The sequence below is a fragment of the Orlajensenia flava genome (assembly GCF_004801905.1).
Classification (GTDB): Bacteria; Actinomycetota; Actinomycetes; order Actinomycetales; family Microbacteriaceae; genus Orlajensenia; species Orlajensenia flava.
Map to the genome: position 1 here is coordinate 387195 of NZ_SSSN01000005.1, position 20377 is coordinate 407571.

General features: G+C 63.7%; 21 protein-coding genes. 16 read left to right on the forward strand and 5 right to left on the reverse strand.

Annotation, left to right across the window (positions count from 1 at the left end; all coding sequences use genetic code 11):
- Window positions 1–149: 149 nt before the first annotated feature.
- The 3 genes from E6C70_RS09615 (at window position 150) to E6C70_RS09625 (ending at window position 3034) form a co-directional block, all read left to right on the forward strand.
- On the forward strand, window positions 150–692 hold the full coding sequence (locus E6C70_RS09615; RefSeq protein WP_207670086.1) for a DoxX family protein: 543 nt from the start codon (window positions 150–152) through the stop codon (window positions 690–692).
- Between the two features lie 84 nt (window positions 693–776).
- Window positions 777–1526, forward strand: coding sequence for a response regulator transcription factor (locus tag E6C70_RS09620; RefSeq protein ID WP_136424305.1), 750 nt, complete (start codon window positions 777–779; stop codon window positions 1524–1526).
- Window positions 1526–3034, forward strand: coding sequence for a sensor histidine kinase (locus tag E6C70_RS09625; protein ID WP_136424306.1), 1509 nt, complete (start codon window positions 1526–1528; stop codon window positions 3032–3034). Before E6C70_RS09620 ends, E6C70_RS09625 begins: the two co-directional genes overlap by 1 nt.
- A 72-nt stretch (window positions 3035–3106) precedes the next feature.
- On the opposite strand, the gene E6C70_RS09630 is transcribed toward E6C70_RS09625, so the two are convergent.
- Both E6C70_RS09630 and E6C70_RS09635 read right to left on the reverse strand, forming a co-directional pair.
- Window positions 3107–3550, reverse strand: a complete 444-nt coding sequence (locus E6C70_RS09630) for a MarR family winged helix-turn-helix transcriptional regulator (protein ID WP_168770906.1) — start codon at window positions 3548–3550, stop codon at window positions 3107–3109.
- A gap of 10 nt (window positions 3551–3560) precedes the next feature.
- Entirely contained in the window at window positions 3561–5255 is a 1695-nt protein-coding gene (locus tag E6C70_RS09635; protein WP_136424409.1) for an MDR family MFS transporter, read from the reverse strand.
- Window positions 5256–5555: 300 nt separating this feature from the next.
- Between E6C70_RS09635 and E6C70_RS09640 the strand changes: the two genes are divergently transcribed.
- The 5 genes from E6C70_RS09640 (at window position 5556) to E6C70_RS09660 (ending at window position 8599) form a co-directional block, all read left to right on the forward strand.
- Window positions 5556–6095, forward strand: a complete 540-nt coding sequence (locus E6C70_RS09640) for an RNA polymerase sigma factor (protein WP_136424308.1) — start codon at window positions 5556–5558, stop codon at window positions 6093–6095.
- On the forward strand, window positions 6092–6859 hold the full coding sequence (locus E6C70_RS09645) for a hypothetical protein (RefSeq protein ID WP_136424309.1): 768 nt from the start codon (window positions 6092–6094) through the stop codon (window positions 6857–6859). Before E6C70_RS09640 ends, E6C70_RS09645 begins: the two co-directional genes overlap by 4 nt.
- 20 nt (window positions 6860–6879) lie before the next feature.
- The gene (locus tag E6C70_RS09650; protein WP_136424310.1) at window positions 6880–7545 is read left to right on the forward strand and encodes a hypothetical protein; all 666 of its coding nucleotides are present in this window, start codon (window positions 6880–6882) and stop codon (window positions 7543–7545) included.
- Between the two features lie 65 nt (window positions 7546–7610).
- Window positions 7611–7808, forward strand: coding sequence for a hypothetical protein (locus E6C70_RS09655; protein ID WP_136424311.1), 198 nt, complete (start codon window positions 7611–7613; stop codon window positions 7806–7808).
- 446 nt (window positions 7809–8254) lie between these two features.
- Window positions 8255–8599, forward strand: coding sequence for a hypothetical protein (locus tag E6C70_RS09660; protein WP_136424312.1), 345 nt, complete (start codon window positions 8255–8257; stop codon window positions 8597–8599).
- Window positions 8600–8651: 52 nt separating this feature from the next.
- Here E6C70_RS09660 and E6C70_RS09665 read toward each other — a convergent pair whose 3' ends face one another.
- On the reverse strand, window positions 8652–8876 hold the full coding sequence (locus tag E6C70_RS09665) for a hypothetical protein (protein ID WP_136424313.1): 225 nt from the start codon (window positions 8874–8876) through the stop codon (window positions 8652–8654).
- Window positions 8877–9357: 481 nt separating this feature from the next.
- Between E6C70_RS09665 and E6C70_RS09670 the strand changes: the two genes are divergently transcribed.
- The 4 genes from E6C70_RS09670 to E6C70_RS09690 all read left to right on the forward strand — a co-directional run bounded on the left by E6C70_RS09670 (window position 9358) and on the right by E6C70_RS09690 (window position 13340).
- Window positions 9358–9543 (forward strand): hypothetical protein, encoded by a 186-nt coding sequence (locus E6C70_RS09670; RefSeq protein ID WP_136424314.1) that lies wholly within the window; start codon window positions 9358–9360, stop codon window positions 9541–9543.
- Between the two features lie 1325 nt (window positions 9544–10868).
- Window positions 10869–11855 (forward strand): hypothetical protein, encoded by a 987-nt coding sequence (locus tag E6C70_RS09680; RefSeq protein WP_136424316.1) that lies wholly within the window; start codon window positions 10869–10871, stop codon window positions 11853–11855.
- Window positions 11852–12217 carry a GntR family transcriptional regulator gene (locus E6C70_RS09685; protein ID WP_136424317.1) on the forward strand — a complete coding sequence of 122 codons (366 nt, stop codon included), beginning with the start codon at window positions 11852–11854 and terminating at the stop codon, window positions 12215–12217. Before E6C70_RS09680 ends, E6C70_RS09685 begins: the two co-directional genes overlap by 4 nt.
- A gap of 814 nt (window positions 12218–13031) precedes the next feature.
- Entirely contained in the window at window positions 13032–13340 is a 309-nt protein-coding gene (locus tag E6C70_RS09690; RefSeq protein WP_136424318.1) for a hypothetical protein, read from the forward strand.
- 865 nt (window positions 13341–14205) lie between these two features.
- On the opposite strand, the gene E6C70_RS09695 is transcribed toward E6C70_RS09690, so the two are convergent.
- Window positions 14206–14547, reverse strand: coding sequence for a hypothetical protein (locus E6C70_RS09695; RefSeq protein WP_136424319.1), 342 nt, complete (start codon window positions 14545–14547; stop codon window positions 14206–14208).
- 1752 nt (window positions 14548–16299) lie between these two features.
- Between E6C70_RS09695 and E6C70_RS09705 the strand changes: the two genes are divergently transcribed.
- Window positions 16300–17715 (forward strand): NucA/NucB deoxyribonuclease domain-containing protein, encoded by a 1416-nt coding sequence (locus tag E6C70_RS09705; RefSeq protein WP_136424321.1) that lies wholly within the window; start codon window positions 16300–16302, stop codon window positions 17713–17715.
- 6 nt (window positions 17716–17721) lie between these two features.
- Here E6C70_RS09705 and E6C70_RS09710 read toward each other — a convergent pair whose 3' ends face one another.
- Entirely contained in the window at window positions 17722–18219 is a 498-nt protein-coding gene (locus E6C70_RS09710) for a hypothetical protein (protein ID WP_136424322.1), read from the reverse strand.
- Between the two features lie 530 nt (window positions 18220–18749).
- Here E6C70_RS09710 and rplJ point away from each other — a divergent pair.
- The 3 genes from rplJ (at window position 18750) to E6C70_RS09725 (ending at window position 20332) form a co-directional block, all read left to right on the forward strand.
- Window positions 18750–19265 carry a 50S ribosomal protein L10 gene (rplJ, locus tag E6C70_RS09715; RefSeq protein WP_136424323.1) on the forward strand — a complete coding sequence of 172 codons (516 nt, stop codon included), beginning with the start codon at window positions 18750–18752 and terminating at the stop codon, window positions 19263–19265.
- A gap of 53 nt (window positions 19266–19318) precedes the next feature.
- On the forward strand, window positions 19319–19705 hold the full coding sequence (gene rplL, locus E6C70_RS09720; RefSeq protein WP_136424324.1) for a 50S ribosomal protein L7/L12: 387 nt from the start codon (window positions 19319–19321) through the stop codon (window positions 19703–19705).
- Window positions 19706–19858: 153 nt separating this feature from the next.
- Window positions 19859–20332: a MarR family winged helix-turn-helix transcriptional regulator gene (locus E6C70_RS09725; RefSeq protein ID WP_136424325.1), complete on the forward strand. Its 474-nt coding sequence runs from the start codon at window positions 19859–19861 to the stop codon at window positions 20330–20332.
- Window positions 20333–20377: the final 45 nt, after the last annotated feature.

Below are 20377 nucleotides of genomic sequence, written 5' to 3' on the forward strand. Positions count from 1 at the left end.
GGGTAGACCCGACGGTAGGCAGCCGATCTTCGACGATTCATGGGGGAGGCTATGCGCTTGCACAGAGGCGATCGCCGCACTGCTGAGCAGAACGACGGGTCGGAGGCAAGCCCTTCTGGGAGGAATCGCGGATGCGTAGCGTGGCCGACATGGATAGCGGAAAGTTGGTTCTGCGCCTCTTCACCGGCGGCGTGATCATGGCCCACGGGCTCCAGAAGCTCAAGGGCTGGTACGGCGGACCGGGCATCGAGGGCACCGCCGGAATGATGGCGAGCATGCAGATGCTCCCTCCGAAGCGGAACGCCTGGGCGGTGGCCCTCGCCGAGACCGTCGGCGGAGCCGGCATAGCGCTCGGAGCGGGCACCCCGGCGGCGACCGCAGCGGTGACGTCGGCGATGCTGACCGCCATCCGCAAGGTCCACTGGAAGAACGGCTTCTTCAACCACGAGGGCGGATGGGAGTTCAACGGGCTGCTGATCGCGTCGGCCATCGCCATAACGGCCGACGGGCCCGGAAAGCTCTCGCTCGATGCCGCCATCGGCAAGTCCCGCTGGGGCGCCGGCTGGGCTCTCGCCGCACTCGCGGCTGGTATCGCCGGGTCGATCGGGGCCGTCGAACTGGCTCGGCGCGAGGTCGAATCGTTGGGCGCGGGCGGCTCCGACGTCTCCGGAAGCGACTCCTCCGGCGCATAGCCTTCAGACTTCGGTCGTCATTTCACAGCGTGCGTCGTGCTCGCACATAGGTTGTTCATAGCCAGGAGCGAATACTGGAGAGCTATGACGAGCAATCTCACCGAGGCGCGCAGTGTCGCCGCGCCCAGCATCCGCCGCGCCGATGGAACGCCCGTGAGGGTGCTCGTCGTCGATGACGAGTCGACCCTCACCGACCTCCTGCAGATGGCCCTCCGCTATGAGGGCTGGGAAGTGCGCACCGCGCCGGACGGACGGACGGCCGTCACTGCCGCGCGCGAGTTCCGGCCCGACGCCGTCGTGCTCGACATCATGCTTCCCGACATCGATGGACTGCAGGTGCTGCAGCGCATCCGTGCCGATCGTCCCGACGCCCCCGTCCTGTTCCTCACCGCGAAGGACTCGCTCGACGACCGTCTGAAGGGACTCACAGCGGGCGGCGACGACTACGTCACGAAGCCGTTCAGCCTCGAGGAGGTCGTCGCACGTCTGCGGGGGCTGGTTCGACGCTCGACGCTCACCACCGCCGTCGCATCCGACCCCACCATCGAGGTGGGCGACCTCGTGCTCGACGAGGACAGCCACGAGGTCACCCGTGCGGGAGAGAACATCGAGCTCACGGCCACCGAATTCGAACTGCTCCGCTACCTCATGCGCAACCCGCGCCGCGTGCTCAGCAAGGCCCAGATCCTCGATCGAGTGTGGAGCTACGACTTCGGCGGTCGGTCCAGTGTCGTCGAGATCTACATCTCCTACCTGCGCAAGAAGATCGACGCCGGTCGCGACCCCATGATCCACACTGTGCGCGGTGCGGGATACATGATCAAATCCGCCTGATGGCCGCGCGGGCGCCGTGGACACTCAACCGACGGCTGGTCTTGACCGTCGTCGCGGTGCTCACGGTCGTCAGCGCGATCATCGGAGTCGTCAGCGTACTGGTGCTCCAGACGTCCCTGATGCAACGGACGGATGCCGAACTGGCATCCACCATCCAGCGCGGTAGCGCAGCGGTGGGGTTCCGGGTGGACCAGGGCTACGGGCCCGACTCGCTGCCGCGGGCGTTCGACATCGTCCGCACCCCGGGTCAGTCCGTCGGCACGCTGGCAGCCGTGGTGGACTCATCGGGCGACGTCCAGGACGCGCTCTACATCAACACGGCGGCGGAGATCCGCGGGCTGACGAACGCCCAGCAGAACCGCGTGGCCCAAGTGCCCGTGGACGGTCACCCGCATTCGGTCGACCTCGGCGGCTCTGTCGGCTCGTACAGGCTGTTCTCTCTGTACTACCCGACGGGCGGCACGATCGTCATCGGCGTTCCGCTCGCCGGCGTCTACGCCACGGTCGCGCAACTCGGCGTCACCATCACGCTCGTCGCACTCGTCGGTATCGTGATCGTCGCCGTGCTGGGTTCCTACATCGTCCGCATCGCGTTGCGGCCGCTCACCCGGGTGACGCAGACGGCCCAGCGCGTCTCGCGGATGAAGCTGGACCGGGGCGACGTCGCCATCGCGGAGCGCGTTCCCACAACCGATGCCGACGAGCGTACCGAGGTCGGGCAGGTGGGCGCGGCGCTCAACTCGATGCTCGACCACGTCGGCGCAGCACTGCAGTCCCGGCAGGAGAGCGAACAGAAGGTGCGCCAGTTCGTCGCGGATGCCTCGCACGAGTTGCGCACGCCGCTCGCCAGCATCCGTGGATACTCCGAACTGACCCGTCGCTCGGGCCAAGAGGTGCCGCCCGACATCGCCCACGCCCTCTCCCGCATCGAGAGCGAGAGCGTGCGGATGACGGCCCTCGTCGAGGACCTGCTGCTGCTCGCCCGCCTCGACGAGGGTCGCGAGCTGGCCCGCGAGCCGGTGGACCTCACCCTGCTGCTCGTCGACGCCGTCGGAGACGCGCACGCATCCGGCTCCGATCACGTCTGGGAGCTCGACCTGCCCGAGGAGCCACTAGAGGTGCTCGGCGACGCACCCCGACTCCAGCAGGTGTTCATCAACCTGCTCGCCAACGCGCGAGTGCACACGCCGGCGGGAACGGTCGTGCGGGTCGGCCTGGAGGACGACGGCGACTCCGCCATCGTCACGGTGACGGATGACGGGCCGGGCATCGACCCGTCCGTCGCGGCGACCCTGTTCGAGCGCTTCGCCCGCGGTGACAGCTCGCGCAACCGGGCGACCGGAAGCACGGGCCTCGGGCTCGCTATCGTGCGCGGAGTCGTCACCGCCCAGGGCGGGTCGGTCTCGGTGGCGAGCGAACCTGGTGCCACGACGTTCACCGTCATCCTGCCCAAGGCACCCGTGGCCACCCCCGCCGCCGTCCCGGCCGCCCCGGTCCCGACGCCCTGATACGCGTCGATCCCGCAGTCTTTGCGGGTGCAGCGGCGGCGGCACCCGCAAGAACTGCGGGATCGAGATGGCTCAGAAGGTGAGGCGACCGAGTAGCTCGGCGAACTTCTCCACGTCGTCGGCATCCCAGGTGCGCAGGATGTCGCGCAGCCGCTCGCGATTGGAGGTTCGGATCGTCGCGATCTTCTCCAGCGCGAGCGGCGTCGCCTCGATGACCCGCAGGCGTCCGTCGGCCGGATCCGTGTGCGACGAGACCAGCCCGAGCGCATCCATGCTGCGCAACTGACGGCTCATCACGCTCTTGTCCGTGTGCAGCATCTCGCCGATCGCGCCGGCGTGAGCCGCACCCGTGTGGGCGAGCGTCACCAGGATCTTGTAGCCGACCGGCTGCAGCTCGGGATGCACGCGGGCAGCCGAGTCCTTCCATCCGGCCTGCACCCGGCTGAACAGCATGCTCAGCTGCGACTCGACGTCGGCGATGGCCTCGTCCGTGTCGGCGCGCTCTGCGGTCATCATGACGGTGATCCTATTGCCGAGTGATCGAACCGGTCGCGGCGACGGGCTCCCGCCGGCGACTCTCATCGTCGATGGGGTGGGCCTCGCCGACCGCGGGCAGTGCGGCCGTGGCCGCGGCGACCTCGATGAGAACGTCCTCGGTGTCCTCGACCTCGCGCTCCACGATGTCGGCGGCGGTTCCGCCTCCACGCTTGGCGAGCTCGATGGCGGTGACCGTGCCGAGCTTGTTGTTCGGCAGGAACGCGATGGCGATGAGGGTGATCAGGGCCAGCGGGACGGCGTAGAGGAAGATCGAGCCGACCGCCGATCCGTATGCCGACTCCACCAGGACGCGGATGGCGTCGGGCAGCTGGTTCACGTGGGGGATCGTGCCGCCGCCGAGGGCCTTGGCCGCGACCAGCTGGTCAGCCGGCGGGAGCTTGACGATGCCGTCCTTGATGTGGTTCGCGACGAGCGTGCCGAGAGCCGAACCGAGCACCGAGACGCCGATCGTGCCGCCGAGGCTGCGGAAGAACGTGACGGCGCTGGTAGCGACGCCCATGTTCTTCGCCTCGGTGGTGTTCTGCACGACGAGGGTGAGGTTCTGCATGATCATGCCGACGCCGGCGCCGAGCACGAACATCGAGACGCCGACGTAGGTGAGGTTGGTGTCGTAGTGCAGCGTGCTCAGCAGCAGCAGGCCGACGACCGTGAGCGAGGCGCCCGAGACCATGATGGCCTTCCACTTGCCGGTGCGGCTGACGACTTGGCCGAAGAACGCCGAGGCGAGCAGCAGGCCGCCCATCATCGGGATGGTGAGCAGACCCGACTGGGTCGGCGTGGCTCCACGGGAGAGCTGCATGTACTGGCTGAGGAACACCGAGGTGCCGAACATCGCGACGCCGACGGCGATCGAGGCGACCGTCGCGAGGGTGAAGGTGCGGTTCTTGAACATCTTGAGCGGGATGATCGGCTCTGCGACCTTGAACTCGGTGATGATCATGGCGATCAGCAGCGCGGCTGCGCCGCCCACCATCCAGAAGGACTCCCACGAGGCCCACTCGAACTGCGAGCCGGCCAGGCTCACCCAGATGAGCAGCATCGAGATGCCGCCGGCCAGGAGGATGGCGCCGAGGTAGTCGATCTTCACCGCGCGCTTGACGATCTTGGGCAGGTGCAGGGTGACCTGCAACAGGATGATGGCCGCGATGGCGATCGGGAGGGCGAGGTAGAAGTTCCAGCGCCAGCCGAAGGCATCCGTCACCACGCCGCCGAGCAGGGGGCCGCCGACCATGCCGATGGCCATGATGCCGCCGAACAGGCCGGAGTACTTGCCGCGCTCACGCGGGCTGATGATGTCGGCCATGATGATCTGGCTGAGCGCGCCGAGTCCGCCGGCTCCGAGGCCCTGCAGCACGCGGAAGATGATGAGCGTTCCGGTGTCCTGCGAGAAGCCGGCCAGGGCGGAGCCGAGCACGAAGATCACGAGCGCGATCTGGATGAGCAGCTTGCGGCTGAACAGGTCGGCGAGCTTGCCCCAGATGGGCGTCGAGACCGTGGTGGCCAGCAGGGTGGCGGTGACGACCCAGGTGAAGGCGGACTGGTCGCCCTTGAGATCGGAGATGATGAGCGGCAGCGAGCTGCTGACGACGGTCGACGCGAGGATCGACACGAACATGCCGAGCAGCAGGCCGGACAGCGACTGCAGCACCTGGCGGTGGTTCATCGGCGCGTCGGCAGCCGAAGCGGGCTTGGTCACGGCGCCCGGGGCCGATGTTGCGTGAGACATGGAACTCCTGAGAATTATTGACGACGGTCAACTATATAAAAGTAGATGACTTCTGTCAACTATTGCTCGCCGTCAACTATTCCTCGGTTCCAGGCCATTGTTGGGCAGTTGATGTCGCGTCAGCCGCGCGCATCCGACACCTAGTGCCCAGCGGTTGAGGATCCCCCTGCGGGTGCCCTGCGCCTCGAAATGTCATGATCGTCTCGTCGCTGACATTTAGAGGGTGAGGGGGTAGGGATGTTTTCACAGTCAGCGACCGATGGCGAGTTGATCAGTCTCGCTTCGCGCGGTGATCAGCAGGCGTTCGGCACCCTCTTCGACCGTCACGCTGAGGTCGTTGCGCGGTACGCGTGGGCGTTTCGTCCTGATGCCGCTGATGTTCAGGATTTGGTGCAGGAAACGTTCTCGACCGCGTGGGCTAACCGCGCGAGCGTGAGCATCGTCGATTCATCCCTACTGCCGTGGTTGCTGGCGGTGTGCCGCAACCATGCCAGGAACCTCGCGCGTAAGCGGGCGAAGGAGGCTCATCTCGAGTTGCCTGCTGACTTCGCTCATCCCGCAGAGCGGGAGCACCTGGGGGAAAGGGAGCGACTGCGGTGGGTGATGTCTGAGATTGAGAAGCTCGGTGACATCGACCGGCGGATCTGTGAACTGTGTCTGATCGAAGGGGTTCCCTACAACAATGCCGCAGCCTCGGTCGGTGTCAGCCCGGCCGCGTTGGCTAAAAGGGTTGAGCGGATCCGGGTGAAGCTGAGAAGGGCGGTGATGGAGTCATGAACTCTCCGGCGTTTGAAGGGCCGCCGACCGGCGATGAGATGCAACATCTACTCAATGCTGCACGGGCGAATGTCCTCGTCGAGATTTCAGCGAAGCCTAGCGCTCGAAGAACTCGCTGGGCGGTGACTGGTTTTGTCGCTGCAGTGCTGGCTTTCTCCGCGGCCGGTGGGGCCGTTGCGACCGGGATGCTCAACAGTGGCGCTGTCATCAGCGAGTCGACAACACTCGCGGTGCCGGTGCCGGCGTTCACGCCTACAGACCTCATCGTCACCTTCACTTGTCTCACGCCCGGTAGCTTCACGATGATCGTCTCGGACCATCCCAACGACCCGACACACGTGGCGTGCGACCACCCGGGCCACCCGTCGACCCTGACTTCTGAATTCCACGTCACCGGCCCTGCCCGCGCTCGAACAGTCTCGATAGCGGCCTCACCTGGTGGAACGTACTCGATAGACGCAGAATATGTCGTACGCGCCCGGTTCGACTACCCGACCAACGCAGCCGGGGAAACCTTCGGCATGCCCGAGTCGAACGCCACCAACCTCCCCGACCTTCGCTTCGTCGTTGGAGAAGACGATCACGGCAAACCGGTTCAGGGTTACATCCGATCTGCAGAGATACTCGCGCCAGCGCCGTCGGGTCTCGGCAGCAACTTGAACTGGCTAGCCCACCAACACGAGATCTACCCGCACGGTCAGCCGTTGCCCATGTACGCCAGTGACGGAACCAGCTACGTGGGCACGTACTGGCTCTACCGATGAAAAGGGACCCACTTCGCCAGATGCGTAAGATCAGCTTGCTCACCGTCACCGCAGTACTCGCCGTAGCACTTTCCGCCTGTGCCGGGCCGCACCTGAGCCAAGACAAGCCGGATTCAAACGGCACGGCCTCGTCGATTCCACACCCGAAAGTCCCGCCGCTCACAGACGAGCAAGCGGCGAAGCAGGCGGCATCAGATCAGCAGAATCGAGATGATCTGTTCCACACCCAATTTCCCGCCCAGCCGCTTCCGGCATACCAGTTCGAGAAGTTCGTCTCGCCCGATCAGTGGGCAGCCGCCGTTGCGTCTTGCCTCACCCGCGCGGGCTACCAAGCTGTCGTCTCAGCGGACCAGGGGATTGAAACTTCCGGCGTGGCATCCGATGACCTGGCGCGGGAAACCGCTCAATACGTCTGCCAATCGGCCACACCGCTCGGACCTCGCTACAACACCCCGTTGAACAGATCTCAACTCGAATACCTCTACCGGTACGACACCGAAGTCCTCACTCTCTGCCTCGAGCAGGCGGGATACAAGGTAACCACCCCTCCGCCCCTCAAGAAATTCGTAGCCGACTACCGGACCAACGGCGGCGGATGGTCACCCTACGACAACGTCCACGCCGGCGCGCTGACCACGAGCATCAACGTGCAATGCCCCCAGAGGCCAGACCACCTCTACGGCTGAGCGCTCAAGAAGTAAAGCCCCGTCGGCGAGGACAGCCCCGTCGCACCGCCCGTGACTGCTCGCGGATGCACAACATCACCATTCGCGTCAAGCAACACGACCAGGAGATCATCGCAGCCGTGGGAGCGGCCGGCACAGGCAACTGCCTCCTCGCCGTCCGCACACCACCCCGGGAGATCATCCGGCCGTATTACGACCCCATCGCAGCACGGCCAGGCGAAACCGGCTGCGACCCAGATCTTTACCTCAATCCGCCGACCTGAGTCCGCCGGGCCCCGTCCCTTGAATCGTCATCAACACCCCTCGTGGCTCGACACGTAGTCCACTAATGGACAACCCAGCGCGCGACGTTAGTGCCCGATAGCGGACCCCTTAGCGGTACGCCATCAGGTAGCCGGTCGTAGTCCCTGGATGGGGAGTTCGCGCGTGTTGCCGTCGGATGTGGTGATCGTGATTGACCCGGTGAGGAGTGCTGTCTCGTCGTCGCTGGGCCACCATGCCGACCACCAACCGTTGTTCACGGTCGCGATGACATCTCGTCCGTCTTCGTGCATCGCAACGCCGGTGACGTTCCCCGACAGTGCTCATTACCTCACGGTATAAGAGCCGAGTCTCACGCCCCGAAGCCCGACCTCATCGCGCCCGCTGGAGGATCGGCTTACGGGCGTCGGGAGTTCCTGTAAGTGGAACTGGGTCATACGCTCAGGGCATGGATGGGGTCACCGGTGGAGCCGCGACGGTCGCTGCGATGTTGCTTGGGCTCGCCCTGGCAGTGGGCGCGCCGGTGCTGCTGTGGGCGCGCCTGAGTAACCCCGAGCGTGCTCGAGAGCACTGGCTGATCGCTAATGCTCACCCGGGTTGGACTGTAGCCGGGTACTCGTTCTCCGCTCTGGTTGCGATAGGCACAGGCGTGACGGCGACGCTGATCGCTGTGTACAAGTTCCCCTTCATGTGGACCGTGACGGCACTGGCGATAAGCGCCCTCGCCAGCCTCGCGATCTCGATACATGGGTCGATCGGTCCGATTCCGCCGGGAGAAGACGTAAACGAGTGATGACCATCGAGGCACGGGTCTCTACCCGATCCCGTAGCGTTCCAGATTTCGCTCAGTCCTCTTCGGGTCGAGCCTTCGCGTGAAATGCCGGGTGGTCAGAATGCACCCACATTCTTCTGAACGTGTAGATATTCGCGCCGAAAACAATCAAAAGCGCGACGAGCATCAGCCACTTCAGCTGCCAATCGAAGATCAGGTTGGCGATCATGACAACAATCGACGCGATCAGGGCTGCGAGCAGGATCCAGAACAAGGGAGGGTGCCTCAGCAGCTTCATTGCCACAGTCTGCTCTGCGTCATGCCCGTGGCGCGAGGGGTATATAGACACGCTGTTCAGCCGACGGGAGGCCTACTCCGGTATTTCCGAATCAGGAGCGCCGTCACGCCGATCAGCGCGCCGGTCGTGCCGCCCACGGCGCCCGGCCAGTTTCTGGAGATGACTCCGAGTATTACTGCGAATAAGACGCCGCTTGGAATCACGATCGCCAAATCACGCGGCCGGTTCATATTGTCATATTGCCACTCAGACGGCCTCGCTCTCTCAGTCGAGCCCCGCGACCGAGTGGGCAAATTCGACTGCTTCGCGGCGGTGTTCTGTCATCGCGCGATGGCCGCCTCAGCTATACGTAGAGGGATCCCTTATCGCTTCCTAGTTGGCAAGGGGGAACGGCCCATCGATCATCTGAAGGCCGACGAACGGATAGCGCGGAAGCTCCCCGCATGCGACCATCACGCTGTGCGTCTCGGAAAGGATTAGCGTGCTCAATCCCTCGATCTATGCGCTCATCGTCTGCGGCGTCATCGCCGGAGGACTCATTGTGGCCGCCGCGCGAAACAAGGACCCCAAGGGCCAGCGCGTGATGCGTCTCGTTGGCACCGGGCTGGCTCTGCTCGTGGCGTTCGCTGCCCTGGCACTCGCTCTGACAGGCAGCTTCACGAAATGAGTCCAACGGGCGCTGAGACAGTAGGACGCGTCATCCGGCCCATCGCTCCCTCGGGTTTCATTCGGATGGCGCCCGCGAGCCAATCCCTTCACGGGCCGCCTTATGGCTCTGGCCGGATGGCATCTGTGAGACTCGGAGCATGGCGGAAAAGTGCGATCAGTGTTTGCGTGAGATCCGTCGCTCAAGCCACCCCACTGCAACGCGCACGCTCTGTGACAGCTGCTACTCGTCCTTCATGGGGCTTGCGGCCGGATACATGGCCGGGGGAACGATGGAGAATGCCATAAGCACCCAAGGTTGGTTCACGCGCCTCCGGAGCCGCCCTCGACCAAACAAATAGCGAAGCCCGGTGAAGCACGCTCTCACGATGAGCGGTCGCTTGGGTGCTTCGGTTTCCGGATGCGGTAGCCGTCTCACATGCAACGAGGACATCAGGGGCATGTCGGACGAGAAGACTTTAGCGATAGAGCAACGCGGGAGGTTCACTGTGCACGGCGCCCGTCAGCGAAGATGGCGCCTCCGAACGAGCTGAACGTTAGCCTCTGAGCGGGATCACTGACAGGGAGCGACACTATGAAGGCCATCAGAAGCATCCGCATCGTGCGGTGGTACTTCAAGACTCTGTTCGTCGTCGTCGCGTGGGCGCTCGGAGTCGTATTCACGGCAGGTTTGACAGCAGTCGGTACACCGGTCGCTGTCCGCAGTTGTCTGAGCGAAGTGTTCCTAATCGCAAGCGTCTTGGTCGGGGCGCGAGTATTCAGAGGATCGCGAGAAGTGCCCGTCGATCCCCCTCGCCCGTGGTGGAGGATGACGTCTCGACCTCGCCTGAGTCGCGCTCTCGGAATCTGTCTCGTTGTGCTCACGCTGACTTACCCAATTATCGGTATAGGCGCGACCGTTGGCCACGCAACATCGGTTCGCTTTGTTGAACACGAGACCATCGTCGGGATGATCGCTCGCTGCGCCAGCGCGGCGATCCTGGCGTTTCTGTACCTGAACTCCGCAGCGCGCCTGCGCAACGAGCCCAATTCCCCGGAGCAGGAAGTCAGACCCCTAAGCCACGTGAATTAGCTGCAGGGACGTGTATCAGCTGTTGGCCTCAAGCCGGTCCCTGCGACAGGCCGTGTGAGCGCGCGACCGGTAAGGGGTCGGCTTGCGGGCGGTTCTCATTTTCATTCCGGCAGTTACGGTTGCTCTTTGAGCTGTCTAGGTAGCACAATTTTGTGCTACCTTCGCAGGACAAACCGCGGAGTGGACCGCGGGCCCCGCAGGCTATTTTCAGGAGGCCAGAGCTGATGCTCCTACCCCGCGCATTCTATTCCTTGATGTCGCCGCTGCTGGCACCGGCGGTGTTCGGCCTATTCTTCTTCGTGTTGTCCTGGATGTATCCGAGAAGGATTGTTTCGCTTCCGGACTCGGGCCCGCGGGTCTCCTTTCTCGTCCGGGTGGGCATAGCTGGCTCGTTGGTCGTCGCCTTCATCGGGTGCGCGGTCAACGCGACCACGCCTGCCGATATGACCGGGTTCGAGGGGTGGTGGCGGCGCCCCGCGGCTCTCTTCACTGCTGCCCTCGTCGTGGCCGTGTCCGCGATCATTCTTCGCTTCGAGCTCCGCCCCACGGCGGCCCCTGCGGTCATCGCCCCCCGACGGCCCTGGAACACGTTTACCTCCCGTCCGTTGGTCTGGGTAAGCGGGATCATCGCATCCCTGCTAGCGCTGACCGCGGTCTGGCAGACGGTTATTGCTACGACGGCTCCCGAGGACGGGCAGTTCCTCGGCAATGTGCCGGCGTATTCGCCGCTGCCGATCTACATGATGTTCAACGGCCAGTTCGGGTACATCGCCGGGGTCGGCTGGCCCAACAACCTCGCCACCCTCGCCGCCCTCGGCTTCGCGGTCCTCGTGCTGGTCATGACACTCCGGGCAGATGCGAACCGGCCGCTGCCGGATCGCGGGTTTTCCACAGCGGCAAGGTCAGCCCGCGAAATGACTGCCCGCCTCTTCGCGCTGCTGATCCTGGGCGGCCTGATCGTCACGTTGGGCGCTGTTTGGATGCACGCCGGAGAGATCGGCCAGATGAAGATCGCGATCAATGACGACTACGTCTCCAAAGACCACCTCGTCACCTTCGGCGGCAGCTACGACATGATCGCCTTCCCGCTGAACTATGGAGGCCGCCTGGTCCAGGGCCTCGGCGTCGCACTTCTACTCCGCATCGCAGTAGACACCGGGCGCGCCGCCGCCCGGCGCCGCCAGCAGCCCACAACACCGCCGACCGCCACCGACGACCTCTTCGCCGGACTGGAACGATGACAACCCCCGTCATCCGCTCCGCTGAGGAGATCACCCAGCTTTTCCGCGGCGCCATCCGAGCCGGCCAGCTCGGCGACGGCGAACGGCTACCCACCGTGCGCCAAACCGCACGCGACTTCCACATCGCCCAAGCCACCGCCGCGAAAGCCTACAAAACCCTCGAGCAAGAAGGCCTCGTCGTCACCCGAACCGCAGCAGGCACCCGAGTCGCACCAGGAGCATCCCGCGCACCACAAGCAGTCGTGCAACTCGCCCGTGCCCTAGCCGAGTCCGCCGACGCCGCCCAGATCACCGTCGACGACACCATCGCCATCATCAGAGCGGTCTGGGGCGCCGACGAGACCGCAAACCTACCCGGTTAAGTGTGCGGTAATGGCTCCTTTCGTGCGCGTAGCAGATCGGGCGGGTGGGTGATGCGTCATGAGTACTACGGTCGGCAGCGTGGACAGAGTTGGCATTCAAGCGCGTTTTTCGCCTGGTCCCTGGTGGGGCTTTAACGGAGTGGATCGCCTAGAACTGACGGCCGATCGGCTGACTGTGCACCACGTCCGGTTTACGCACCGAGTGCCCACCGTGTACGAGGTGAGTTCCATCGCGTTGGTCTCGGGCAGGATTCGAGCCGATAGACGAACCGGGCGCGACAAGTGGGTACACATGACGCTGAGACTCAACGCGTCAACCCGAACGTTCACTGGCCACGCCGTAGACGGTGAGCCCTTCCTCGCCGCGCTGATGCGCGAGATCGGCGAGCCGGCCGACGGCTAAACAACGGCGCCGAACGCACCTTGACGAATGACCTGCGGCTGAACGGGCACTGCTGGGTAGGGCGCGCCTATGCAGGATGGACGTGCTTGGCCGTGGTGGGCCATCTCACGACTTCATGGCGCGGTGACCCTCATGTCGTTCGGACCCATGGGCCTGCTGGTTTCGTTCGGCGTGCGGCATCACGGGCCGTCGTTGGTGAGCACCGTGATGCTCGCGATAATCGGAATCGGTATTGCCGCGGTGATTGTCGTGATCGTCTTGTCGGGTAGATGGGCGAGGCGCTACGGCGTGAAGGGTCTAATTCACCGCTAACGTACGCACCGGACGATACCGCGACGAGCATTCACGAGCGTTCAGGGATCCCCGACCGTACCAAGACGTCGCATGCGCCTCGCCGATAGGCTCAACGCCATGAGAGCGGTTTCGTCGAGGTGGGTTAGTGCCGTGCTGTTTGCCGCAGCGGTCGTGCTTGCGGGTGTCGGCGTCGTTCTCTTGGTGTGGCCTTCGCCGAGCTCTTTCGGCTGGTTCGCTGTCGAGCCCGACACCTCTTTTGGCTTCGTAGGCGGAGTGCAACTGGTAGGTCCCATGACGGTGTGGGGGTGGGCGCTCATCGGTGTATCGGCAATTGTCATTGCGGGCGTCAGCGGCTGGTTGCTCGGTCGGCGCTACCAGAGGCGGCAGTCGATCAACTTCGGCTTCGTCGGCGGCGCCCGGCCCTGAGCTCATACCCACCGAAACCACCCGGCGAAGTAGTTGCTGCGCAACTTGGCGTCCAAGGCGCACGGTTTCCAGCGCTGAGGTGGATCCTCACCGGTGGAAGTTGGTCGTCGGCTACTCTCTGAGTTGGCAGCAGGCGGCGGATTGGTTTGCTTTGAAAAATGCGGCGTGGGGACTGTACGGGCTTGGGGTGGTGGCGGTTCTATTGGCCATCACAAGTGGCGAGATCGGCTTCATACCGAAGCTGCTGCTCTCGGCTGTGACTTTTCTTGTCGGTGCTCTCGTCGCAGCGATACAAAGCCGGCCGCATGGTTCGGGCCGAGTGGAAGATACCGCGCAGAGCCGACAGTGATCATTCCGCGGCGACCACTCGCGGTTGAGGGTGCTGCGTGTCGGTAAGCGGTGCGAGGGATCGACGGCGGGCGATATGGGTCGTCGCGGTAGTTGCTGGTTTGTTGCTGTTGTACGGAGCTGCGGGTGTCTTGTTCTCCGTCGGATCAGCGGTCAAGGGCTCGTGTTACAACGAGGGGCCGCCGGTGCCATCGATTGCTTTTCTCCCGGACGAGCACCCGCTCGTCTCCGACACGCTCAGCTGGTGGCCGCTTGGACGCCGCTGCGAGTACGACCGTCGCGACGGCCGTGGAACGGTCACGACTCAGAGTGGGGATTGGTGGTCAACGGCAGCGATTTACGGGAGCATCGCGCTGGGGGCAGCCGGCCTCATTCTCGTTGCGCGCAAGCGCTCGCGCGCCTCATCTGCTGACGTCGCCCGGTGAGGGATCCCTTATCGAATCCGACTGATCTAGAGCGCCTGGCCTTGGGCCGCGCGGACGTGTGTAAGCCGAGCACTTGACGTAAGGGAAGGTAATCACTGCGACCAATACGGTCGAGTCAGCCGGCGCAGGGTGATTGTGAGGGCGAGGCAAGCACCCGTCAGCAGCGGCGAAACCATAGCCATCAACCAAGTCAGATCATCGAATGGGGGGAAAACTGTCGAGTCGAATCCGCCCGAAGCTTCGGACCGAGTTCCGAAGTAGTCGCTTTGGACTTCGGAAAGGATGGCGAGCACGACCGAACCCGCAAAGAGCAGCGCTGCAACTACCACGGCGAACCCCGACACGTGGCGCAGGGCGCCGCGATGCCGGCTGGGCAGCATTACCATCCCATCGACTCGCGTCATGACCGCCCCGTCGCTCGCGTTCTCAACCACGATGGGAGCATAGCGATCTAAGTCAGGCACCAAAGCGACGCGCCGCATCTCCCTAAGCAGACCGACACTTGTATGGGTCGGTTGTTAGCGCTTGGAAGTCGCGTTACGAAGTCTCTGTCACTTCATCATCGATGGACTGGAGTTGACGAAAGAGTTCGTCCTTCTCAGCGACAACCTTCTCCAGTTTCGCGTCCAGCTTGTTCAATATCAGGCTCGACAACCCACTCGACATCGGGCCAGGCGACCTCATTGCACTGAGGAGCAGATCATCCCTACGCGCGGAAAGCGAATTCCATTCCGCCGCATTCTCCCGGATCGCTCGCACCACATCCTCACGCGAGAGACGAAAGTCCGGGCCAACCGACATGGACCCACCATAAGACCGGGAGCCGCGCTCCGCACAGTGTCGCTGACGCCCCTTCAGCACTGCCCGAAACGTTGTCGACGCACTGGGACCCTGTGCGTGCGTCGCCGTGCAATATCTCGACTTACGCCCCGTCTGCTCGGTGTTGTCTCAACACCCGGAAAAGGGCTCGACCGGTCACAAAAGCCGAGACGCACGCATAGAGGAGAAATCAGACGAGGATCGTGAGAGCAACGTGATGCCCCCGGTTGTGATCTCCGGCGATGGGGAGTGCGGGGTCTACCCAACCATTTTGGCCGCCTGTCAGGCCGTGGAGGCGACGGACGTCAACGATGACCTGTACGAGGCATTTGACTCAGAAGCGCATCGACTTCAGCTCGTGACTTCGGGTGACCGCGTTTCTATCGAGCAGCCGCCAAAGTCATCTCCACAACCAGCCATGCTAGAGCTCCGACTAAGGGACCGTATTCGCGAGCTTGGCGCTGACCGCGTCGGAATGGCGTCGGAATGGCCGATCTGGAAGGCGCCTCCCTCCCCGCAATGCTTGAGGCGTTAGGCACGTTTCAGCGAGGTCCCGCGCGGAATCAGGGTGGGCGCCAGACCTGCTCTTCGTGGCGCCCGTTCTGGCAGGGTGGAATCGACGTACGAGGAAGAAGATGATCGGAGAGATGGCAACTTAGGAAGGGGCAGCGAAACTCATGTCTTCGAACGAGGTAATTGTCCTCTTCTCACAGGATGAAGCACTCGTGCTCCTCGAGTGGCTGGCGCAGCTCAACGAAACGCGGGATTAATTCACGGCGGAAAACAGGGTCTTGTGGGATTTGGAGCAACGCTTGAATCGCACGTGGATGTTCTCATGTCGTGCTCGTATGCGGCCGAACTCGAGACAGCGCGCAAAAGGATCATGGCTCACCACACCGAGGGCCCTTCAGCTGACAGTTAGACGATGCCTTCGCTTTTGCCGCGGCAAAGCTAGTGGAGATTCCGTTGAACATCCCACCACCATGGTCCGCAAATTCTGCACACTTCGCTGAACGTGGCAACGGCGGTGATTTGCGGGAGCATAGCGATACGACCGCCGGCCTCATTCCCATCGGGCGCAATCGACCGCACGTCTCATCTGCGCAAGAAGCCCGTTGACCGATCCCTGAGCGGACGCTGTCTGCGGTTGCCGTGGCCGTGCTCTCGGTCACTCTGCTGACCGCTGTGCAGCTGGCGGGTAGTACGCCGGTCGGAGTACGAGACCCGCAGCCCGGTTTCCAGGGTGTCCCATTCCCGCGCTCAGGTGCCGAAGCACTGGCCGTCGGTCTTGGGCTCCCCGTTTGGGGTCTCCTGCCAGCTGATCTGAGCCCAATACTCTCGTGCCAACAACCACACGAGGGGGCCACGTGAATCTGAAGAAATCTGCCATCATCGCCTTGGCGGTGCTGCTGTTGGGGTCAACCGCAACTCCAGCATTCGCTGACGACGACCCGTCGGCTCCACCGTCAACCACATCCGACGCACCGGATGTCTCCACAATGGCGGTACCGGCTGACTCGCAAGGACTCGCAACCGAATCGCAAGCGTCGGATGCGTCATCTCCGACCGTCATCACATCGACACCGTCGCTGGGTGCGCCGTGCGGGTCGGCGCCACTGAGCGCAGGTGTCAACATCTGTATCCCCGCCCAGGACTCCGCCAGCGCGCAAGCTTCGGCTCGAGCAGCAATCAACGCCGGCGCATCGGCGGCGCCGGAGGGCACTGAAGGAGCCCTCCGGCGGGTCTCCCAGGCCAAGGTGGCGGCCCAGCCGACCGCATTGAAAACTGCGGCGGCTCCCGCCGATTTCGTCGAAAGCCCGCTCAAACCGGCGAAGTTCAAGTCGGCGCCGTACTTCTGCTTCCAGAACTGGGGAGAAGTCCAGAAACGCCGCTTCGAACAGTGCGAAGGCTGGGAAGCCAACGTCAGCCTCGTCCGATACGTCGACGACGTACCGGAGATCACCGGAACCGCGCGACTTGAAATCATCAACTACGCGTACACGTTCAAGAGTCTCGGCCAGTACAACGAGCAGATCGAGGTTGACTTCATCAGCGGGACCGGCGACGCCGCGAACGGCCTACATGTTACCGGGATCGTCTTCGGCGGCCGGGTGTACAACGAAGATGAAGTCGTTAGCGAGGACATGACCGTGAGCCATCCGATCAAAGCCCAGAAAGCGCTGCAGCCTGACGACGTGCTCGCCCCCGGGGTGATCAGCACCGGATTCGGACTCTGGTCGTTGCATCTGCAATCGCCCGGGTACAACGAGGGCTACCTGAACAGCCCGCAGTTTACCTTCCGATGCGACAACACGTTGAAGAAGCAGAGCGCAGGCTGCGTCACCCCGGACTACGTCCCGGGCATGTTCGTACCGGACGTGAACACCTGGACCCACCACCTGGCGTTGGCGTCAGCGTCGGGCCTCCGCGGGTTCAGCGAAGCGTTACCGATCCACTTCCTCCAAGACCAGGCAGCGCAGAGTCGCAACAGGAAACAGGCATGCAAGGGCAACAACCTGCCCGCACCGGCCGGCTACACCTGCGACGAGTATCCGTTCGCGTCGGTCTATGAGGGGGCTAACTCCACCGCAGCCAAGGCGGCAGGTCCACGTTCATTCGCCGGTTGCTACTTCGCGGACTCCGAAAGCTTCGGACTGGACGGGTTCAGCCACTGCATGATCAACGGCGTGGAGAACACCGCCGGTGGTCACTCCACTGCGACCTTCTACCTCAAGCAGCGGATTATCGACGGAGACGGCTTCTACGTCATCCTCGGCGAGTAATGCGGTTCAGGCGCTCCCCGCTGACCGAAAATTCGGGTCGGCTGGGGGCGCCTCCCATGTCTGGATCAGGTAGCTGCTGGGCTTCCGGTTGCGTTCGTCTGCCGGCCAGTAAGACACCCGCACCCGGTAGGAACCAGCCCCACCGGCGGCCAGGTTGATGTCGTCCAACTCTTCGGGGTATGGGTCCTCGCATGTTTCGTCGCTGTCATGGTCGATGCCATGCACGTAGAGGTTTCCGCCCTTGGCTTGGACGCTCGCTTCTGCGACCCATGAAGCGTTTGAGACCAGCTGCGGGGCTTCTCCGTTCGATTCGACGGTGACATCCGCGAGCATCTCCACGTCCCCTGCACCGAAGACTGCGCCGGTTGCCGTCCTGGCGACATTCCCAAACCACGGGTCTGTCTGGCCTACCCCGCCAGGTTCTCTCCCGGGGGCTATGCCGTCCACTGAGAAGGATTTGTAAGGGATGTAAACCCGTCTTCTGACACTGATCGTTCCGCTCATGTTCCCCTGCCTTCTTGACGATCGAAGAGTATCGGCACTTCCGAAACGGTGACCAGGCTGCCACACGGAACGTCGCTAGGGGTGATTTGTGCGTCCGGCTCGAATCGGCACCTGGTACGGCATCCGCCGGGCGTGTTCTGCGCATGAAGCTGTCGTGAATGAGACAACAACACTGATTTCGTGACTCACGCGGCGATGGCCGGTACTCCGCCCCTCAGGTCTCTGACTGCCGTGGGGGATCCTGGCGCGTGCGGTGAGGGATCGGTCCGCGGATGGGCGGATTTGGCGGAGGGGGCGGCATCCGTTAGCCTGTACGGAGCCAAAGACCGTCGGTCATCGGTGTGCGCAGTAATGCGGATGTCGATCGAAGGCTTGCGAGAGCAAGCGCCTACGCAGGTGTACTGAACTTCTCGGGTCTCCCGAATCCAAGCTCCGTGCCTCTGCGCCGGAGCTTTTCTCATGAGCCGGCCGGTGTTCTGCGGCGCTCTCATCGCTCCCGCGCTGAGAGACGTAGACAAGAGGAGTACGCCATGGCGAACAAGGAAGCATCGGTCGCCGAGCTCACGGAGGCATTCCAGAGCTCGACCGCCGTCCTGCTGACCGAGTACCGCGGCCTCACCGTTGCCAAGCTCAAGCAGCTGCGCACCGAACTCCGTGAGGACGCCACCTACGCCGTGGTGAAGAACACGCTCACCAAGATCGCGGCGAACAACGCCGGCATCTCGTCGTTCGACGACGAGCTCGCCGGACCCTCCGCGATCGCCTTCGTGCACGGGGACCCCGTCGCCGTCGCGAAGACCCTGCGTGACTTCACCAAGGCAAACCCTCTCCTCGTGATCAAGGGCGGCTATTTCGATGGCAAGCCCCTGACCGCGGAAGAGGTGGGCAAGCTCGCCGACCTCGAGTCCCGTGAGGTGCTGCTGGCCAAGCTGGCCGGCGCCTTCAAGGCCTCGCTGTTCGGAGCCGCATATCTGTTCAACGCACCGCTGTCGAAGGCCGTTCGCACGGTCGACGCGTTGCGTGAGAAGCAGGAGTCCGCTGCGTAATCGCCCCGGCGATTCCCAAGCGGTGAGTACATCTAGAAATCAAGGAGAAAATCATGGCAAAGCTGTCAACTGAAGAGCTGCTCGAGCAGTTCAAGGGCCTGACCCTCATCGAGCTCTCCGAGTTCGTTAAGGCATTCGAGGAGACCTTCGAGGTCACCGCTGCTGCTCCGGTCGCCGTCGCGGCTGCCGGTGGCGCTGCTGCCGCCCCCGCCGAAGAGGTCGAGGAGAAGGATTCCTTCGACGTCGTCCTCGAGACGGTCGGCGACAAGAAGATCCAGGTCATCAAGGTCGTCCGCGAGCTCACCTCGCTCGGCCTCGGTGAGGCCAAGGCTGTCGTCGATGGAGCCCCCAAGGCCGTCATCGAAGGCGCCAACAAGGAGACCGCCGACAAGGCGAAGGCCGCGCTCGAAGAGGCCGGCGCCACCGTCACCCTCAAGTAGTCGATGCCCCGAAAGGGGTTCGATCACGCAGAGTGATTCAGCGCTGAAAGGGCGTCACCCCTCGGGGTGGCGCCCTTTCGTCATCTCGGGATCTAGCCCCCTCCGGCCAATCCCCGATTCAGGTATATAGCCAAGCTATGTAATAATGGATCAATGCCCGAACAGATCACCGAACTCAGCGTGCGCGACGCTTTGATCGCGCAGTCCCTCGTCGAGGTCGTCAGCGCCTCGAACCGCCTCACGCGCTATGCCGCCCGTGCCACGGGTGAGACCGAATCTCCGGCCGTCTGGCGGACCCTCGCCGTGCTCCGCACCTCCGGACCTCTCCGCATCGGAGAGCTCGCGGCCGAGTCGCGAGTGGCTCAGCCCACCATGACCAAGATCGTTCGCGGCCTCGCGGAGAGCGAGTGGGTGCTCCGCATCGCGGACCAAGAAGATGCCCGCGCGTGGCAGATCGCCATCACCGCGAAGGGCGAGAGGGCCTTTCAGACCTGGCGAGCCCGGCTCGGCGAGGCCATGCTCCCGCTGTTCTCCGACCTGACGGATGAGGAGATCGAGGTTCTCGCATCCGCTTCCGCCCTCGTTCACGCGCGGATCGCCGGGCAGCTCCTCACGGCCGGCGACTGATCGCCGACCCCGCGTCCCGCATCCGAATCCCCAGGAAAGCAGCAC

Excerpts from the sequence above, each read along its gene's own strand:
- E6C70_RS09625 (WP_136424306.1), top strand. The coding sequence starts at position 1,526 with ATGGCCGCGCGGGCGCCGTGGACACTCAACCGACGGCTGGTCTTGACC.
- E6C70_RS09660 (WP_136424312.1), top strand. The coding sequence starts at position 8,255 with ATGGATGGGGTCACCGGTGGAGCCGCGACGGTCGCTGCGATGTTGCTT.
- E6C70_RS09710 (WP_136424322.1), bottom strand. The coding sequence starts at position 18,219 with ATGAGCGGAACGATCAGTGTCAGAAGACGGGTTTACATCCCTTACAAA.
- E6C70_RS09615 (WP_207670086.1), top strand. The coding sequence starts at position 150 with ATGGATAGCGGAAAGTTGGTTCTGCGCCTCTTCACCGGCGGCGTGATC.
- E6C70_RS09665 (WP_136424313.1), bottom strand. The coding sequence starts at position 8,876 with ATGAAGCTGCTGAGGCACCCTCCCTTGTTCTGGATCCTGCTCGCAGCC.
- E6C70_RS09680 (WP_136424316.1), top strand. The coding sequence starts at position 10,869 with ATGTCGCCGCTGCTGGCACCGGCGGTGTTCGGCCTATTCTTCTTCGTG.
- rplJ (WP_136424323.1), top strand. The coding sequence starts at position 18,750 with ATGGCGAACAAGGAAGCATCGGTCGCCGAGCTCACGGAGGCATTCCAG.
- E6C70_RS09630 (WP_168770906.1), bottom strand. The coding sequence starts at position 3,550 with ATGATGACCGCAGAGCGCGCCGACACGGACGAGGCCATCGCCGACGTC.
- E6C70_RS09640 (WP_136424308.1), top strand. The coding sequence starts at position 5,556 with ATGTTTTCACAGTCAGCGACCGATGGCGAGTTGATCAGTCTCGCTTCG.
- E6C70_RS09655 (WP_136424311.1), top strand. The coding sequence starts at position 7,611 with ATGCACAACATCACCATTCGCGTCAAGCAACACGACCAGGAGATCATC.
- E6C70_RS09690 (WP_136424318.1), top strand. The coding sequence starts at position 13,032 with ATGAGAGCGGTTTCGTCGAGGTGGGTTAGTGCCGTGCTGTTTGCCGCA.
- E6C70_RS09635 (WP_136424409.1), bottom strand. The coding sequence starts at position 5,255 with ATGAACCACCGCCAGGTGCTGCAGTCGCTGTCCGGCCTGCTGCTCGGC.
- E6C70_RS09725 (WP_136424325.1), top strand. The coding sequence starts at position 19,859 with ATGCCCGAACAGATCACCGAACTCAGCGTGCGCGACGCTTTGATCGCG.
- E6C70_RS09645 (WP_136424309.1), top strand. The coding sequence starts at position 6,092 with ATGAACTCTCCGGCGTTTGAAGGGCCGCCGACCGGCGATGAGATGCAA.
- E6C70_RS09650 (WP_136424310.1), top strand. The coding sequence starts at position 6,880 with ATGCGTAAGATCAGCTTGCTCACCGTCACCGCAGTACTCGCCGTAGCA.
- E6C70_RS09685 (WP_136424317.1), top strand. The coding sequence starts at position 11,852 with ATGACAACCCCCGTCATCCGCTCCGCTGAGGAGATCACCCAGCTTTTC.
- E6C70_RS09620 (WP_136424305.1), top strand. The coding sequence starts at position 777 with ATGACGAGCAATCTCACCGAGGCGCGCAGTGTCGCCGCGCCCAGCATC.
- rplL (WP_136424324.1), top strand. The coding sequence starts at position 19,319 with ATGGCAAAGCTGTCAACTGAAGAGCTGCTCGAGCAGTTCAAGGGCCTG.